A 16,985-nucleotide genomic window follows, 5' to 3' on the forward strand; every position below is an offset into this window, starting at 1 on the left:
GCATGGACGCGTCGCACGCACCGGCCTCAGCGGCCTCATCGGCCGCCTCACTGTCCTCATCGTCCACACGGCGGCCGCGGCTGTCGCCGATCAACCAGCGCCGCCTCGCCAACTTCCGCGCCAACCGGCGCGGCTGGTGGAGCTTCTGGATCTTCATGGCGCTGTTCGTGCTCACCCTGGGCGCGGAATTCATCGCCAACGACAAGCCATTCCTGGTGGAATATGACGGCGGCTACTATTTCCCCGCCTTCAAGGCCTACCCGGAAACAGATTTCGGCGGCGACTTCGAGACCGAGGCGGACTATCGCGATCCCTATCTGCAGAAGCTGATCGACGAGAAAGGCGGCTGGATGATCTGGCCGCCGATCCGCTACAGCTTCGACACCCATAATCTCGACCTGCCCACCCCTGCTCCCTCCCCCCCGACCTGGATGCTCACCGATCAGCAATGCGCGCCGGTGGTAGAAAGGCTTGGACTTACAGGGGGTTGCAGTGCGCTTGAGTGGAACTGGCTCGGCACCGACGACCAGGGCCGCGACGTGCTGGCCCGCCTCATCTACGGCTTCCGGCTCTCGGTCCTGTTCGGTCTGATCCTCACCGTCATCTCCTCGGTCATCGGCGTCGCCGCCGGCGCGGTGCAGGGCTATTTCGGCGGATGGACGGACCTTATATTCCAGCGCCTCATCGAGATCTGGACCTCGATACCCGCCCTCTACCTCCTGCTCATCATCTCCTCGATCCTCGCCCCCGGCTTCTGGGTGCTTCTGGGCATCCTGCTGCTGTTCTCCTGGGTGGCGCTGGTGGGGCTGGTGCGGGCGGAATTCCTGCGGGCGCGGAACCTGGAATATGTGCAGGCCGCACGGGCGCTCGGCGTCTCCAACGGTATCATCATGTGGCGACACATGCTGCCCAACGCGATGGTGGCAACGCTGACGATGATGCCCTTCATCGTCTCGTCCTCGGTCATGACCTTGACCGCGCTGGATTTTCTCGGCTTCGGCCTGCCGCCCGGCTCGCCATCGCTTGGCGAATTGCTGGCCCAGGGCAAAGCGAATGTGCAGGCCCCCTGGCTCGGCCTTACCGGCTTCTTCACCGTCGCCCTCATGCTGAGCCTGCTTATTTTCATCGGCGAAGCGGTGCGCGACGCCTTCGACCCGAGGAAGACATTCCAATGAGCGAAGGCGTGCCGATGAGCGAAGCCGTGCCGGACAATTCAACGCCGCTTCTTTCCGTTCGCGATCTTTCGGTCGCCTTCGGCCAGGGCGAGCGGACGACCCGCGTGGTGGACCACGTCTCCTTCGACATTGCTCGCGGTGAAACCCTTGCGCTGGTTGGGGAATCCGGATCCGGCAAGTCGGTCACCGCACTCTCGATTCTCAAATTGCTGCAATACCCCTCCGCCAGCCACCCGTCCGGGCAGGTGCTGTTCAACGGCGAGGATCTGCTGGCGATGGACGAGCGCGAGATCCGCAAGGTGCGCGGCAACGACATCACCATGGTGTTCCAGGAACCGATGAGCTCGCTCAACCCGCTGCACACGGTTGAGAAGCAGATCGCGGAGATCCTGTTCCTGCATCGCGGCATGGGCGGCCCGGCGGCGCGCGCGCGGGTGATCGAACTGCTGACCGAGGTTGGCATTCCCGAGCCTGAGACCCGGCTCGGCTCCTACCCGCATCAGCTCTCCGGCGGCCAGCGCCAACGCGTGATGATCGCCATGGCGCTGGCCAACGAGCCGCAGCTGCTCATTGCCGATGAGCCGACCACAGCGCTCGATGTTACGGTTCAGGCGCAGATCCTCAAGCTTTTGAAGGACTTGCAGCGCCGCCTCGGCATGGCGATGCTGTTCATCACCCATGATCTGGGGATCGTCCGCAAGATCGCCGATCGCGTCTGTGTGATGAACCACGGCAAGATCGTCGAGGCAGGCACCACCGCCGATGTCTTCGCCGCCCCCACCCACGCCTATACGCGCGCGCTCATGGCCGCCCAGCCGAAGGGCAATCCGGCCTCCCCGCACCCCGAAGCGCCCATGGTGCTGGAGGCCGAGAAGCTGAAGGTCTGGTTTCCGATCAAGGCCGGGGTGATGCGGCGCACGGTGGGCCACATCAAGGCGGTGGATGGCGTCTCGGTGTCGATCCGCAAGGGCGAGACGCTCGGGGTCGTGGGCGAGTCCGGCTCCGGTAAGACCACGCTGGGCCTTGCCCTGCTGCGCCTCATCTCCTCGCAGGGACCCATCGTCTTCATGGGCCGGTCCATCGACACCTACGGCTTCAAGCAGATGCGCGCCCAGCGCCGCGAGATGCAGGTCGTGTTCCAGGACCCGTTCGGTTCACTCAGCCCGCGCATGTCGATCGCCGACATCGTCGGCGAAGGCCTGAAGGTGCACAATCGCGAACTCAGCGGCGCGGAACGCGACGCCCGGGTCGTGGACGCGCTGCGCGATGTGGGACTGGAACCCGAGACCCGGCATCGCTACCCGCACGAATTCTCCGGCGGCCAGCGCCAGCGTGTCGCCATTGCCCGCGCCATCGTGCTGGAACCGTCCTTCGTGGTGCTCGACGAGCCCACCAGCGCGCTCGACATGCTGGTGCAGGCGCAGATTGTGGACCTGTTGCGCGACCTGCAGCAGCGTCGCGGCCTCACCTACATGTTCATCAGCCACGATCTACGCGTCGTGGCCGCCCTGGCATCCCGGCTGATGGTGATGAAGCAGGGCGTTGTGGTGGAGGAAGGGCCAGCGCAGGAGCTGTTCGCCAATCCCCGAACCGAGTATACGCGCGCCCTGTTCGCGGCGGCGTTCGACATGGAAGCCGCGGAGCTCAACCCCGCCGATACGGCAGGCGGCGCGTGAGCCCGGAGACGAAGAATGAGTGAGCGCGCGCGCGTCGAGCCCGTTGAGGATCGCGCCCTTGATGTCGAGGTGAGCGCGCCGGAGCCTATCGGCGAGGGTTTCCGCCCTTATCACCGCTTCATGGCGCAACTGACCGGTGCGGCGGGCGCACCGCTTGTGCAGAGACGCGACATCATCAGGGTCGGTTCAGTTACCGCGATACTGGCCTTCGACCCGGCGGCTGACTGCCTGGTGATGATCCGCCAGTTCCGCCTGGCCGCCCATCTGGCTACCGGAAAAGGAGAGGTGGTCGAACTCGCGGCGGGCCTTGTCGAGCCGGGGGAGACGCCGGAAGAGGCCGCGCACCGGGAGTGCGGCGAAGAGATCGGCGTCGCTCCGCGCGCGCTGATGCCCGCCCTCACTTTCATGCCGAGCCCCGGCGTGTCGGACGAGATCGCCACGCTGTTTGTGGCGCTGGTCGATTCCACACGGGTGCCCCTCGACGCCGGCGCGCCGGACGAGGGGGAACACACCCGCCCCTTCCTTGTCCCGGTCGCGGACGCGCTGGCCCATCTTGCCGCCCCCTTCCCCGGCGTCTTCAGCAATGCCTTCGTACTGGTTGCGCTGGGCTGGTTCGCGCTCAACCGCGCGCGGGTGGACGCCTTCGTGCGCGCCTGCGGCAGCTAAAGGCGGCGCACACTCCTCAGCGCCGTCCCCGATGCCTCGATCCGCGCCAGCGCGCTGGCCAGAGGTTCGCGTACGACGGACATGAAATGGGCGGTCGCGTGGAGCAACGTGGCCGGGTCTTCCACAATGCCGACATGACCGGCCCAGAACAGCAGGTCACCACGCCTCAACGTCGCCAGATCTCCCCCAAAGGCAACCTTCTCCCCGAGCGCCGCCTCCTGCATGTCGCTGTCGCGCGGGCAGGCGCGGCCGCTTGCCGCGAGCGCCACCTGAACGAGGCCGGAGCAGTCGAGACCGAGGCTCGAGCGCCCGCCCCACAAATAGGCGGCGCCGAGGAAACGGCTGGCAATCTCGACATAATCCGGCTCGACTGAGTCTCGCGGAGCGAGGTGACCGGCGAAGACAAACCCGCCACCCTCCAGCACGGCGAACCGCTCCCGCGTGCCCACAACGGCGATCTGGCTGCCAAAGGAGAGCAGCTCGGTCGGTGGCAGCTTGATGCTCGGCCCGGGGAACACCGGCGTACGCAGCGCACTCACCCTGTGCGTGGCGGGTCGCCCCGGTGCGGCGAGCGCCTCGGACGACATCCAGCCGACATAACCATCGCCATCGAGCTGAACCCAGGCCCAGCCCTCCATGGTCATTTCATAGACCGTGACAGCCTCGCCAAACAGGGCCTCGCTCACCAGCGACGCGCCGGGCTCGGGCGTACGGGTCAGTCCGGCGCGCGTGGCCACAACGCGGTACGGGGCGCCCTCGACAAAGCGCTCGGCTTCGACGACGCCCTTCAGATGCGCGGCGGCGAGATCGGGGCGGAACGGCGTCATGCGCGGATCGAAATCGACATCGGAAGACATGGGTGACCTTCGGTCTCAGCGCGGCAGGGCGCGGGCAGTGGCGACGACGATATCGCCCAGCCGCTCAAGATAAAGCGCCCCTTCGACCGTACGCTGAATGATCACGTTGCGCTTGTCCGCCTCGTCGCGGCGGCGCGACACCAGCCCGAGCTGACCCATCGTATCGAGCGCGCGGGTAATCACCGGCTTGGTCACCCCCAGCCGCGCGGCCAGACCGCGCACGGTGTGGGGAGGGGCTTCCAGATAGACACTGAGCAGGATGGCGAGCTGGCGCGTCGACAGATCAGGCGCATCGTCGCGCACCTGCGTCAGCGAAAACTCGTGCAGGAGACGCAGCGCCTGCGATGGTCGCATCTCGACGGCCATGTTCCCGGCTCCAGCCCATGATCGTTACGGCTGCGAATTGTTCGCCGGACTATGGCCCCCATGGGGCGAAGAATTCCTTAACGCACCGGATCGGATCGCAAAGCGCCGTTAACGGGCGTAACGCTCGGCCAGCAACGCGTCGAGGGCGCGAATGGTCTGCGCCTCGCCGCCCTCGGGGCGTCCCGGGCGGGCGCTCGGGTTCCAGGCGAAGATATCGAGATGCAGCCAGGCCCCGGCCCGCTCGACAAAACGCTGCAGAAACAGCGCGGCGGTGATGGAGCCCGCAAAACCACTGCCCGGTGCGTTGTTGATATCCGCGATCGGGCTATCGAGCATGGCGGCATAAGGTTGCCACAGCGGCATGCGCCAGGAAGGATCCGCCTCGGCCGCGCCATGCCGGGCAAGGTCAGCGGCAAGAGCGTCATCATCGGTGTAGGCGGGAGGAAGCTGCGGACCAAGCGCGACACGCGCCGCGCCTGTCAGGGTCGCGAAGTCGATCAGCAATTCAGGGGCTTCCTCGTCGGCAAGGCTGAGCGCATCGGCCAGGACCAGCCGGCCCTCGGCGTCGGTGTTGCCGATCTCGACGGTCAGGCCCTTGCGTGAGGGGAAGATATCGCCCGGCCGGAAGGCCGATCCGTCAATCGCATTTTCCACCGCCGGCACAAGCAGGCGCAGCCGCACCGGCAGAGCCCGCGCCATGATCATCTGCGCAAGGCCGATGGCGTTTGCCGCACCGCCCATATCCTTCTTCATCAACAGCATGCCGCTCGACGGCTTGATGTCGAGCCCTCCGGTGTCGAAGCATACGCCCTTGCCGACCAGCGTAACCTTGGGGGCCTCGGGCACTCCCCACCGCAGGTCAATCAGGCGCGGGGCGCGCGGGCTCGCCCGGCCAACCGCATGTATGAGCGGGAGGTTGGCGCCAAGCAGGTCTTCACCCGTCGTGACGCTGACGTCGGCGCCAAAACGGGCGGCGAGTTCGCGCACGGCGGATTCGAGCTCGGCCGGACCCAGATCATTGGCCGGGGTATTCACCAAGTCGCGGGTCAGCGCCGCGGCCTCGGCAGTGCGGGTCACCGCGTCTGCGTCGACCCCCTCGGGCACCACCAGTCGCACTTCAGCGCCGTTGCGGGAGCGATAGCGGGCGAAGCGGTAGGCGCCAGTGAGGAAGCCCAGCACCGCAAGCCTGGGGTCAGCGGGCGGGTGCGCGATGGTGTAGTCGCCCGCTGGCAGGCCGGTGGCAAGCTTACCGAAGGACAAAGGGTCACGCGGGGTTGCCTCGATCCCGAACAGCACCCCGGCGATGGAGCCATCTCCCGCCGGCAGCACCAGCACGGCACCCGGCTCGCCCTTGAAGCCGCTCGCTTCGGCAAAGGCCAATGCTGTCGCGGCCAGCCCGCTTGTGACCTCGCGCCAGTTCTGTGCGGTCACGCACCAGATTGGACGCGGATTGGCCGCATTCTCCGCCCGGATCAGTGTCGCGCCCATGTCGCATCCCCTGTTGCCGTCAGGCGACGGCGATTTCGAACGCCCCGTTCTCAATCATGTAGACAGCTCCCTGGCGCACGGGCAGCCAGACAGCCTGATCCGGCGGCATTCCCGCGAGCGCATGAAGCATGGCGCGGACCACGCCCCCGTGGGTGACGACGACAGAATCCTCGGTGATCTCGCCCAGCGCCTCCATCACCCGCTCCGTGAGCATGGCGTAGCTTTCGCCGTTGGGCGGGACATAATTCCAGGGATCGGCCTTGCGAGCCGCCATGCTGTCCGGATCGCGCCGGCGCAGTTCCGGCCAGGTGTTACCCTCCCAACGACCGAACGAGATCTCCCTCAGCCGCGCGTCGCGGCGAAAGCCGTCCGGCGCGAGGCCAAGCTTGGCCCGCAGGATCGCCATGGTCTGCGACGCACGGCTGAGCGGGCTGGACACATAGGCCAGCGGCGCCGTGGCGCCCCCGCTCAGGCGGTCGACAACCCGCGCGGTATCAGCGGCCTGCTCACGGCCGAGATCGTTGAGCGGAATGTCATTGGTACCCTGCAGGCGGCCGGCGAGGTTCCAATCGGTCTCGCCATGACGCACGAGATAGATACGAGGCTTCATCTGGCGGGAATGCTCACGACTTGCGTATAGGTGCGCCCCGCGCGACCGACGGTGGGATAAGCGACGCGCAGACGTGCCGTGGCGCCGGAACGCGGCAGGCGGCCGGAAACGAAGACGCGCGCGCCCTGGATCACCCGCCCAAGGCAGCGGCTGGAACCCGCCTGGACACGGTGGACAACGAAATTCCCGTAATCGACGGCAAGCGACACGTTCGAGGGAGCGTCGAGGATCGTGATCGTGGGCGCCTGTTCGGTTTGGCAGATCGTGTCCGCCGTTCCGGCCGCGAAGACCAGCTTGCCCTCTCCACCGCCGGTGAGCAGCGAGATGGAGGTGCGGCCATTCGTGGTCGGCGGGGCGACATAGCCCGGGAACACCGCACCACCGACGCCAAAGATGCGCTGCCAGAGTGGATACTGCTGGAAAGTCGGGGGCACACCGCGGTCCTGCGCGCCGGGTCCCGGCCCGACGATCACCGAGGTCGACTGGGCGGCGGCGAAGCCACCTCCGGCCAGCAGAAGGGTGGCCGCGAGAGCACCTGCGGCGACGGCACGGAATCGATTGGCCTTGGTCATCGTGGCACCTCCGCTCATCGAGCGCACTCAGTCGCGCTCGAGAGTAAGATCGGGCGCGTCGGGATTCTTCATGCCGACGATATGGTAGCCGGCATCCACATGATGAATCTCGCCGGTAACGGCCCGGCCGAGATCCGAGAGTAGATACATGCCCGTATCGCCGACTTCGTCGATGGTGACGGTACGGCGCAGCGGCGCGTTCAGCTCGTTCCACTTCAGAATGTAGCGGAAATCGCCAATCCCCGAAGCCGCCAGCGTCTTGATCGGGCCGGCGGAGATGGCGTTGACTCGAATGTTCTTCGGGCCGAGATCAGCGGCGAGATAACGCACGCTCGCCTCCAGGGCGGCCTTGGCGACGCCCATCACATTGTAATGCGGCATCCATTTCTCGGCGCCGTAATAGGTGAGGGTCAGCATCGAACCGCCGTTCGTCATCAGCTTCTCGGCCCGCTGGGCGACCGCCGTGAAGCTGTAACAGGAGATCAGCATCGTTTTGCTGAAATTCTCCGCCGTCGTGTCGACATAACGTCCATCAAGCTCATTCTTGTCGGAGAACGCGATTGCGTGGACCAGGAAGTCGAGGCCGCCAAGCTGGCGCTCGGTCTCCGCGAAGACGGCGTCAATGGTGGCGGGATCGGTGACGTCGCAATGGCCGACGAGCGCCGCATCAAGTTCGGCGGCCAGCGGCTCAACCCGCTTGCGCAGCGGCTCACCCTGATAAGTGAAGGCGAGCTTCGCCCCCTGCGTCGCCGCTGCCTTCGCGATGCCCCAGGCAATGGAGCGATTGTTCGCCACTCCCATCACCAGGCCGCGCTTGCCGTTCATCAACCCGCCCGATGCCATGCCTGTCACGCTATGCTCCGTACTCTCTGCTCACCTCGCGGTGGCCAAGGGTTCCTATCGCACAGCGCAAACACCCGCTCAAGCGACCCGGTCAACAGGGCCGTGCCAACCCGTCAGATCGTGCCGTCCTGGCGACGTGTCATCAGCGCTTCCAGTTCAGGGTCGCGCTCCTCCGGCAGCATGATACGCATGGTGGCGAACAGGTCTCCCATCGCATCCTGTGCCTTCGGCAACCCCCTGCCGCGCAGGCGGAAAGTGCGCCCGGAATTGGTCCATGCCGGCACCGAGAGCTCGACCTCGCCGGACAGCGTGGGCACGCGGACTTTGCCACCGGTCACAGCCAGGGCGAGCGGCAACGGAACATCTGTGCGCAGGTCCGCGCCCTCGACCCGGAAATGCCGATGCGGCGCATAGGCAATGACGACATAGGCGTCCCCGGGGGCTCCACCGAAGGGACTGGGTTCACCCTGCCCCTTCAACCGCATGCGATGGCCTTCCGCGACCTTGGCGGGAATCTTCACCTCGACGGCGCGTCCGTTCGGCAGATGAACCTTGACCGGACCGCCCTCGATGACGTTTTCCAGAGATACCGGGACCTTGATTTCGACATCGCCGCCGCGTGGCACTTCACCGCCAGCCCCGCCCGCACGGCCCCGCCGCCCGCGCGCACCTCCACCGAGGCCGCCGAGGATATCGGAAATGACATCGTCGAAGCCGCCCGCATCATGGGGCCCATGGCCGGACCGGCGTGCGCCCTCCGGTCCATAGGAGAAGCTCTCGAAAATGGTCTCGCCGCCCGGCCCGCGACCGAACCCACCACGCCGGAAGCCGCGTTCGAACCCCTGACCGCCGCCGGGGAAACCCTCAAACCCCTTCGGCTTGCCTTCCGCATCGATTTCGCCACGGTCGAACTGGCCACGCTTTTCCGGATCCGAGAGGATTTCGTGCGCGCTGTTCAGTTCGGCAAAACGGTCCTGCGCCGTCGGATCGCCCTTGTTGGCGTCCGGATGCAGTTTTTTGGCAAGCCGCCGGAAGGCGCGCTTGATTTCAGGCTGGTCGGCGGTACGGGCAACGCCGAGAATGTCGTAAGGATCTCGCATCGGTAATCATCTCGTCCGGCGGTTCCGGGCTTCGGACGTCATGTAAGAACGGTGTTGCCGCAGTGCAACGGTGGAACCGCGCTGGCAGACATCATCTTTCGACCCTGACAGGTATTCGGGTCAATTCGGACCAGTTATCCCTTGTCGAGCATGCGGGCCTGATCGACCTTCCAGGTCCCCTTGGCGTTCTGGCAGGCTTCGCCTTCCAGCCATTCCTCGCTTGAATCACGCACAAAGCTCATCAGGAAGCCCCGGCAACCGCCCGCACCGGCACCACGATCCTCCGCTGAGCCAATCAGCGGCGTGACCGTGCCGCGTGTCGAGCTGGCATAGTTTTCCCACGGCACGCTTGGGGAGGCCTGGTTCTCTCCCAGTGCCTCTGCCAGTGCACGACGTGCGGATGCCCAGTCACCCGGGGCGACGCCTTCGGGAACGGGCTCGGCGAACGCGTACGGGGCAACGGATCCGGTGGCGAGCGGGTCCAATGGCGGCGCTGCCGAGCAGCCTGCGAGCAACAGACCAGCCGCCCCGACCAAAGTCAGCCGCGATAGTACTGGGCCTACGCCCACGGCGCGCTTATATGAGGGGCAGCCATCGGTAGCCCGCACCGGCGTCATTCGCTGCCCGTGGAAAGTCGACATTTGGCCCTGGTTCCGAGGGGGCGCCCCGCCCCCGCTCTTGAAGATGCCGCTATGGAAACGCCCGAACCGTTAACATCTGGTGAGTTCACCGAATCCGCCGAGCCTTTCGAGCTGTTCGAAACGTGGTTCAAGGACGCCAAGGCCAGCGAGCCGAATGACCCCAACGCCATGGCTCTCGCCACCGTCGATGCCGACGGGCTGCCTGATGTGCGCATGGTTCTGCTGAACGGGCGCGACGCCCACGGCTTCATCTTCTACACCAACACCCAGAGCGCGAAGGGCCTGGAACTCGCTGCGGTTCCCAAGGCCTCGGCCGTCTTCCACTGGAAGTCGCTGCGCCGGCAGATTCGCCTTCGCGGCCCGGTCGAGAGGGTTAGCGACGTCGAGGCTGACGCCTATTTCGCGACCCGCCCGCGTCTTTCGCAGATCGGCGCCTGGGCCAGCCAGCAATCGCGGCCGCTGGAAGGACGCTTTGCGCTCGAAGCGGCGGTGGCGAAGGTCACGGCGCAGTACGCGCTGGGAAGCGTGCCGCGCCCACCGCACTGGACCGGCTTTCGCATCCGGCCGGTGCAGATCGAGTTCTGGCACGATCGCCCGTTCCGGCTGCACGACCGCATCGTTTTTCGCCGTCCCCTGCCCGATGGCGGGGAATGGACCCGTACCCGGCTTTATCCCTGACAGTTCCCCGCCCTTCAGCTAAGTAAGGCTCCATGATCAAGGGTTCCAACCAGCCTCGCCGCACTCTCCTGCTTACGGGTGCCTCGCGCGGTATCGGCCACGCCACCGTGAAGCGCTTCTCGGCGGCTGGATGGCGCGTCATCACCTGCTCGCGCCATCCCTTCCCGGAGAACTGTCCGTGGGAGATGGGGCCGGAAGACCATATCCAGGTGGATCTTTCCGATCCCGCAGACACCATGCGCGCGGTCGAGGAGATCCGCAGTCGCCTGCCCGACGGCGAGTTGCACGCGCTGGTCAACAATGCAGGCATATCGCCCAAGAGCGCGGGTGGTGAACGCCTGGGGACCCTTAACACGCCCGAGGAAGACTGGCGCCGGGTGTTCCAGGTGAACTTCTTTGCCCCGATCCTGCTGGCGCGCGGCCTTCTGGAAGAACTCAAGCGCACACACGGCGCTGTCGTGAACGTCACCTCCATCGCCGGCTCGCGCGTACACCCATTCGCCGGGGCAGCCTATGCGACCTCCAAGGCCGCGCTTGCCGGCCTCACCCGCGAGATGGCCGCTGATTTCGGGGCGCTGGGCGTTCGGGTCAATGCCATCGCACCGGGCGAGATCGACACCTCGATCCTCTCGCCGGGCACGGAAAAGATCGTCGAGCAAATCCCGATGCAGCGGCTTGGCACCCCCGACGAGGTGGCAAAGATCATCTACGTGCTGTGCACCGACACCTCGTCCTACCTGAACGGTGCGGAGATCCACATCAATGGCGGGCAGCATGTGTGACTGGCAAGGTCACAGCCAGCGCCGCCATTTGAAGATCAGATAGGGCACGACTGCCGCCGCCAGCATGGCGAGCAGGGCAATCGGATAGCCCCAACGGTCGGCAAGTTCGGGCATGTACTGGAAGTTCATGCCGTAGACCGAAGCGATCAGCGTTGGTGGCATCAAGACCACCGAAAGCACCGCGAATATCTTGATGATGTTGTTCTGCTCGATACCCACCATGCCCAGCGTGGCATCGAGCAGAAACGTCACTTTGTTGCCGAGAAAGCTGACATGGTCGTTCAGTGAGGCGACGTCGCGCTGCATGCTCTTCAGCATGGCGCGCTGATCCTTGCTGAAGCGCTCGACGTCGCTCTCATTGGCGAGGAAGATCACCAGACGTCCGATCGACACCAGGCTTTCGCGCACCTTGGAGCCGAGATCCGCGCGCTGGCCGATGATACGCATCAGAACCTGAAAGCGCTCGCTGCCGGTTCCCTTTGCCTCGTCTCCCGAGAAGATGCGTCGGGACAGGTCGTCGATCTCCTCGGCCAACCGCTCAATGATATCGGCGGCGCGGTCGATCACGGTGTCCAGCATCTGCAGCAGCAGCCCGCTGCCCTTGATCCCCGATGGGCAAGCCCGATCCAACCGCGAGACGATAAGCGAGAAAGGCCGTGATTCGTCGTAGCGCACCGTCGCAAGCCGGTCTCCGGCCAGGATGAAGGTCACGGCAGAGAGAGTGGGGTGGTCGCTCTCGCTATTGCAGACGACCGACCCGGTCATGTAGCGCGCCGCGTTCTCCACCCTCAATCGGCTCGAGGGCTCGATCTCCGCCATTTCCTCACGCGTCGGGATCGAGACCCCAAGCGCAGCCTCGACCTGTCGATCCTCCTCAAGGGTCGGCCGGTACAGGTCGATCCAGATGGCATCCGCAGGCACCGCCCCGCCAGATTCCACCTCCACGCGGACCAGGCAGCCCGCATGCACGCTATAGGCGTTTATCATCACCCCTCCCCGTTTGTCCGGCCGGTCGAAAGAACGATCGGCCGGTCATAGCCCCTCGCAGCCAGCGAAGACTCGCTGGGCAGGCCATTGCCGAAACGCACAACACATCGTCAAGGCACACGTGCCGCAAGCGATACCGCGTGCGTTCGTGTCCGCCCGCCTGATTGGGCGCCGTGCGGTGTTCCTCAGCAATGTAGGGAGAGTTCGTCGAGAACCCGGGGCCAGATCCGTGTCAGGCCGCAAAATACTCGATGTCGCGAAGCGTTACCACTTTGGGCTCCGCCTCTTCGGTCCGCGCCGCGCCCTTTACGGGGGCATCGGATACCGTCTTGTTCTGGGAAGCGTAGCGGGCCGCAGCAGCAACCGCCGAAATGCCGATTTCGCGCCAATGGGCACTTTGCTGCGAACGCTCCCAACGTTCGCTCGGCCGGCCATCGGATGCCGGACTTTCCTCGGTAGACATGATTTTCTCCATGCTCGTCGCCCGACCATCGGGCAACTGCCGACGAAGTGAGCGCCGGACTGCGTCAAAATTATGCAGAGTCGAGGTCATGCCTAGGGCTATTAAGCCCTGCCGCCCCCTTTGTCGGGCAGACTCGACCTCTTCCAACGTAACTGAGCTTTTTCAGCAACATAGTTACGCAACCGAGCGCGGCATCGATGTGGCCTCTTCAAGGCTGAAAGGAGTTCGGTTAATCGACTGTATCGGCAGCGTGCGCAGCGCACGCGTCAACTGAGTCGGAGCGGCTGGAAATGATCGTGCGTGGGGCGGGGGCTGTTCTGTTGGCGCTTCTTCTGGGAGCGTGCAGCGCCGTGGAGCGCCAGCCGGCGCCCGAAGCATCGTTGACGCCGCGTGACAAGTCGCTGCTGGCCAACGCACCGTACAAGAAGATCCTGCCGCCGGACATGTACCAGCGCTCGATCGTGGATTACGCGGGGACCCAGAAGCCGGGCACCATCGTGGTCGATACCGACAAGAAATTCCTTTACCTGGTCGAGGACGACGGCAAGGCGATCCGCTATGGCGTCACCGTCGGCGAGGAAGGCCTCGCCTTCCGTGGCGAAGCCAAGGTGGGACGCAAGGCCGAATGGCCGACCTGGACGCCCACCGCCGAGATCAAGGAGCGCCTCAGCGGCGTTCCGAACTTCGTCGGCCCTGGCCCGCACAACCCGATGGGCGCGCGCGCGCTCTATCTGTACCAGGGCAACAAGGACACGCTGTTCCGTATTCACGGCACCAACCAGCCCGAATATATCGGCCAGGCTATCTCCTCCGGCTGCATCCGCATGCTGAACGAGGACGTGATCGACCTTTATTCGCGCGTGCCGCAGGGCGCGAACGTCGTCGTGCTCTGATAGCGACGTCGAATTCGGGAAGAGATCAAGGGCGCTGCTGCGGCAGCGCCCTTTTTCGTTCCGGGCCAGACCGCGCGCTTGCCCTTCCAGCCGCACCGGTCCCGGATATGAAAAATGCCCGGGACGTGCCCGGGCATCATGCTGAAATACCGGCGTATGGCGGGCGAAGCCGCCGTCAGGCCGCCAGCAACTTTTCGCGGACCGCCCAGTCGAGAGTCTTGTCGAGCGCGCGGGTGAGGCGATCGAACAGTTCGTCGATCTCCGCCGGGGAAATGACCAGCGGCGGACAGATGGTGACGGCATCGCCGAACACGTTGCGAACGATCAGCCCTTCCTCCTGGGCAAAGGCCACACATTTGGCCGCCATGCCCAGCTTGGGGTCAAACTGGTGCTTCGTCTTCTTGTCCGCCACGATCTCGATGCCCGCGACCATGCCCGCTCCGCGCGCCTCGCCGACCAGCGGATGGTCCTCCAGCGCCGCGCGGCGGGCATTGAACTGCGGGATCTTCGCCCGTACGCGCTCGAAAACGTTCTCGCGCTCGTAGATTTCCAAGGTCTTCAGCGCAACGGCGGCCGGTACCGGATGGCCTGAATAGGTGAAGCCGTGACCGAAGCTGCCAAGCTTCGTGCTCTCCTGGAGCATGGCCTCGTACATCACCTCTGGAATCATCACCGCACCAATCGGCTGATAGGCCGAGGACAGCGCCTTGGCGACCGAAATGGAATCGGGCTTCATCTGCATGGCTTCGGAGCCGAAGGCCGTGCCGAGGCGGCCGAAGCCGGTGATGACCTCGTCGCCGATGAAGAACACGTCGTACTTGGTCAGTACGTCCTGGATCTTCGGATAATAGGTCTTCGGCGGCACGATGACGCCGCCCGCGCCCAAAATAGGCTCCGCAATGAACGCGGCGACCGTCTCGGGTCCCTCGGCCAGAATCAATGCCTCGAGATCAGCCGCCAGCCGGGTGGCGAAATCCTCCTCGGTCTCGCCCGCCTCGGCGAGCCGGTAGTAGTGCGGGCATGTGGTGTGCCGCACTCCCGCGATCGGAAGGTCGAAGTCGTTGTGATTGCCGGCAAGTCCGGTCAGCGAGGCCGAGGCGATCGTGACGCCGTGATAGGCGCGCATGCGCGAGATGATCTTCTTCTTCTTCGGCCGCCCCAGCGCATTGTTCATGTACCAGACGAGCTTCATCTGGGTGTCGTTGGCCTCGGAGCCGGAGCAGGTGAAGAACACCTTGGAAATCGGGACCGGCGCCATCTCCTTCAGCTTCTCGGCGAGTTCGATCGCGGGATCGTGACTCTTGCCGCCGAAGACATGGGTAAAGGGCAGCTTGCGCATCTGGGTGGCCGCGGCCTCGACCAGTTCCTCATTGCCGTAGCCGAGCGAGGTACACCAAAGCCCCGCCATGCCCTCCAGATAGGGCTTGCCGTCGACATCATGCACCCACACGCCCTGGCCGCGCTCGAGGATGAGTGGGCCCGTATCCCGGATGGAGACGAGGTTCGTGTAGGGATGAATCAACGTCTCGACATCGCGAGTCTGAAGATTGGTGAGCATGACGCGAGCACTCCGGAGGAAAAGCCTGACGGCCCACCCTAGTGCGGCGTGCGCCCGACCGAAAGCGCGTCCTTGGTCGGATTAGCGCACCATTCGCATTTCCCAAAGGTCACTTCTCGGCGCTGTCGCCGTCAGCCTTTGCGCCGCTGATCGCCCACTGGCAAAGAACCATTCCCGAGCGCCGCACGGCCCGGTCCATATGCAGATGATGCTCGTGGTAGCCGTCCGAGCCCGGGCCGAGAATAGTGGTGAAGTCGGCACAGGCGCTGGCCTTCAGTTTTTCCTGGAAAGCCTGGGGCATTGGCGTCTCCTCGCCCTTGCCGGGCCCGATGACGAAAACGCGCCCATCGGCGAGCCTGTAGCCGCGGGTATCCATCGCGTTGCCGCGGCCATGCTCGCTGATCTTGGCGCCAGCAACACGGTTTCGTGGGCGGCACTGCTGTGACGCGGCGACCAGCACCTTATCCAGCGGTGACCCAAGCGTGGCGATCGCGGGCGCCACTTCTTCGCGTAGCCAGTGCGCAACCGAGGCTGCCATTTCACAACGCAGCACCGCCGCCGGTTCGAGTTCGACCAGCCGGCCGTCCTTCATGCGCACAGCGGAAAGCGAAACCGCCCGATCCACGGTGCAGAGAGGGTTCGTCGCGGTCACGACTGCGGGCGTGAATACACCAAGGTCCTCGTTGGAGAGCTCGGGACAAATGGTCGGAACCGACTGAGGCGCGGGCGCCCCGCCCTCAATAGCGGGTGTAGCGCCGGGCGTCAGCGCCGCAAGGCGTGCACTCTCCGAGGCGAGGGGCATCGATGCGTCGGCGGGGCGGGGTCGCGGCAAAGGAGGCAAGTCCTTGAGCCTCGCTGAAGATCGCGCGGGTGAGGAAAGAACCGGCGACGGCTTCGGCATCGCGATGACTTCGCCATCACCGATCGAAACCTCGGCACGGTCTGCAGCGGCTGGCTCAGAGCCGACCTCCAGCTGCGCCGCGCCAGCCTTTGTCGGGCCGAGGGCCGGCGACGGTGCCGCCACGATGCGCCGTTCTGGTGAAGGCAGAGGCAGCGGCATGGAGTTGGCTGCCCGAGCCGGCGCCGCCTTCGGGGTCGGCGCCTTTGGCTGCCGCGCTGGCGTCACGGCCGGCTGTGTTGCGCCTTTGGAGACCGAGGCGCCAGTTGTTTGCCCCGTGTCGGGGGAAGGCGATGAATTGGGCTCCTCGGTCGTTGCCACCGCCGCGTTCGCGGTCTCCAGCGTTCCACTGGCGGATTGGCCAGGTTGTGCCGTCTCGGCCGGGCCCGGCTGTTCCGGCGGCGTCATTGTCACGTCGGAGGGGCGCGACGGAGGCAAAGGCGCATGCGCGGGCAAGGAACGCCGGGCCCGGCCGCCCTTACGTGGCTGCGTCTCGCCGAACCACTCGCCCAGCTGCCGGTTAAGCGCGCGTCCCGCATCGTCGAACGACGACCCTATCTCCGCCAACGGTTCGGAAGACGCGGGAACGCTGGCACCAGAGGAGGACGCGACCACGAACAGCGCTACCGCCATGGGCCGCAGGCGATGAATCAGGCGGCGCCATGGGAGCGGTGGGAAAACCATGCTATCAGGCCTTTCCTGTTCGCGGTCGGATTTCGCCAAGCAGTGAAT

General features: G+C 65.4%; 18 protein-coding genes. 6 read left to right on the forward strand and 12 right to left on the reverse strand.

Translation table 11 applies throughout. The features are described from left to right. The first annotated feature begins 2 nt into the window (after positions 1–2). The 3 genes from G3A50_RS08505 to G3A50_RS08515 are packed head-to-tail and all read left to right on the forward strand — an operon-like array spanning position 3 to position 3,517. Positions 3–1,175: an ABC transporter permease gene (locus tag G3A50_RS08505; protein ID WP_163074835.1), complete on the forward strand. Its 1,173-nt coding sequence runs from the start codon at positions 3–5 to the stop codon at positions 1,173–1,175. Further along, positions 1,172–2,851, forward strand: a complete 1,680-nt coding sequence (locus tag G3A50_RS08510) for an ABC transporter ATP-binding protein (protein WP_425483459.1) — start codon at positions 1,172–1,174, stop codon at positions 2,849–2,851. The genes G3A50_RS08505 and G3A50_RS08510 overlap by 4 nt, the downstream gene beginning before the upstream one ends. Before the next feature lie 15 nt (positions 2,852–2,866). Further along, positions 2,867–3,517, forward strand: a complete 651-nt coding sequence (locus G3A50_RS08515) for an NUDIX domain-containing protein (protein WP_163074836.1) — start codon at positions 2,867–2,869, stop codon at positions 3,515–3,517. On the opposite strand, the gene G3A50_RS08520 is transcribed toward G3A50_RS08515, so the two are convergent. From G3A50_RS08520 to G3A50_RS08555, 8 genes are all read right to left on the reverse strand, one after another. After that, the gene (locus G3A50_RS08520; protein WP_163074837.1) at positions 3,514–4,374 is read right to left on the reverse strand and encodes a C40 family peptidase; all 861 of its coding nucleotides are present in this window, start codon (positions 4,372–4,374) and stop codon (positions 3,514–3,516) included. The genes G3A50_RS08515 and G3A50_RS08520 overlap by 4 nt on opposite strands. A 15-nt stretch (positions 4,375–4,389) precedes the next feature. Further along, positions 4,390–4,740, reverse strand: coding sequence for a MarR family transcriptional regulator (locus G3A50_RS08525; RefSeq protein ID WP_163074838.1), 351 nt, complete (start codon positions 4,738–4,740; stop codon positions 4,390–4,392). Between the two features lie 108 nt (positions 4,741–4,848). Then, complete coding sequence (locus G3A50_RS08530) at positions 4,849–6,228, reverse strand: leucyl aminopeptidase family protein (RefSeq protein ID WP_163074839.1); 1,380 nt, start codon at positions 6,226–6,228, stop codon at positions 4,849–4,851. Between the two features lie 19 nt (positions 6,229–6,247). Beyond that, positions 6,248–6,838, reverse strand: a complete 591-nt coding sequence (locus tag G3A50_RS08535) for a histidine phosphatase family protein (RefSeq protein WP_163074840.1) — start codon at positions 6,836–6,838, stop codon at positions 6,248–6,250. Continuing rightward, positions 6,835–7,410, reverse strand: coding sequence for a hypothetical protein (locus G3A50_RS08540; protein ID WP_163074841.1), 576 nt, complete (start codon positions 7,408–7,410; stop codon positions 6,835–6,837). Before G3A50_RS08540 ends, G3A50_RS08535 begins: the two co-directional genes overlap by 4 nt. A 27-nt stretch (positions 7,411–7,437) precedes the next feature. Next, on the reverse strand, positions 7,438–8,253 hold the full coding sequence (gene fabI / locus G3A50_RS08545) for an enoyl-ACP reductase FabI (protein WP_210255295.1): 816 nt from the start codon (positions 8,251–8,253) through the stop codon (positions 7,438–7,440). 113 nt (positions 8,254–8,366) lie between these two features. Next, positions 8,367–9,353: a DnaJ C-terminal domain-containing protein gene (locus G3A50_RS08550; RefSeq protein WP_163074842.1), complete on the reverse strand. Its 987-nt coding sequence runs from the start codon at positions 9,351–9,353 to the stop codon at positions 8,367–8,369. A gap of 134 nt (positions 9,354–9,487) precedes the next feature. After that, positions 9,488–9,838, reverse strand: a complete 351-nt coding sequence (locus G3A50_RS08555; RefSeq protein WP_246252261.1) for an RT0821/Lpp0805 family surface protein — start codon at positions 9,836–9,838, stop codon at positions 9,488–9,490. A gap of 207 nt (positions 9,839–10,045) precedes the next feature. On the opposite strand from G3A50_RS08555, the gene pdxH reads away from it, so the two are divergent. Both pdxH and G3A50_RS08565 read left to right on the forward strand, forming a co-directional pair. Further along, complete coding sequence (gene pdxH / locus G3A50_RS08560) at positions 10,046–10,672, forward strand: pyridoxamine 5'-phosphate oxidase (protein ID WP_163074844.1); 627 nt, start codon at positions 10,046–10,048, stop codon at positions 10,670–10,672. A 32-nt stretch (positions 10,673–10,704) separates the two neighbouring features. Then, on the forward strand, positions 10,705–11,454 hold the full coding sequence (locus G3A50_RS08565; RefSeq protein ID WP_163074845.1) for an SDR family NAD(P)-dependent oxidoreductase: 750 nt from the start codon (positions 10,705–10,707) through the stop codon (positions 11,452–11,454). 9 nt (positions 11,455–11,463) lie between these two features. Here G3A50_RS08565 and G3A50_RS08570 read toward each other — a convergent pair whose 3' ends face one another. Beyond that, complete coding sequence (locus G3A50_RS08570; RefSeq protein WP_163074846.1) at positions 11,464–12,441, reverse strand: magnesium transporter CorA family protein; 978 nt, start codon at positions 12,439–12,441, stop codon at positions 11,464–11,466. A 232-nt stretch (positions 12,442–12,673) separates the two neighbouring features. Further along, a complete protein-coding gene (locus G3A50_RS08575) occupies positions 12,674–12,916 on the reverse strand; it encodes a hypothetical protein (protein ID WP_246252263.1) in 243 nt (80 codons plus the stop codon). 278 nt (positions 12,917–13,194) lie between these two features. On the opposite strand from G3A50_RS08575, the gene G3A50_RS08580 reads away from it, so the two are divergent. Then, on the forward strand, positions 13,195–13,797 hold the full coding sequence (locus G3A50_RS08580) for a L,D-transpeptidase (protein WP_246252265.1): 603 nt from the start codon (positions 13,195–13,197) through the stop codon (positions 13,795–13,797). A 175-nt stretch (positions 13,798–13,972) separates the two neighbouring features. Here G3A50_RS08580 and G3A50_RS08585 read toward each other — a convergent pair whose 3' ends face one another. Both G3A50_RS08585 and G3A50_RS08590 read right to left on the reverse strand, forming a co-directional pair. Next, the gene (locus tag G3A50_RS08585; protein ID WP_163074847.1) at positions 13,973–15,355 is read right to left on the reverse strand and encodes an aminotransferase; all 1,383 of its coding nucleotides are present in this window, start codon (positions 15,353–15,355) and stop codon (positions 13,973–13,975) included. 109 nt (positions 15,356–15,464) lie between these two features. Continuing rightward, positions 15,465–16,976, reverse strand: a complete 1,512-nt coding sequence (locus G3A50_RS08590) for an extensin family protein (RefSeq protein WP_246252267.1) — start codon at positions 16,974–16,976, stop codon at positions 15,465–15,467. Between the last annotated feature and the right edge of the window lie 9 nt (positions 16,977–16,985).

The sequence above is a fragment of the Ancylobacter pratisalsi genome, from assembly GCF_010669125.1.
Taxonomy (GTDB): Bacteria; Pseudomonadota; Alphaproteobacteria; order Rhizobiales; family Xanthobacteraceae; genus Ancylobacter; species Ancylobacter pratisalsi.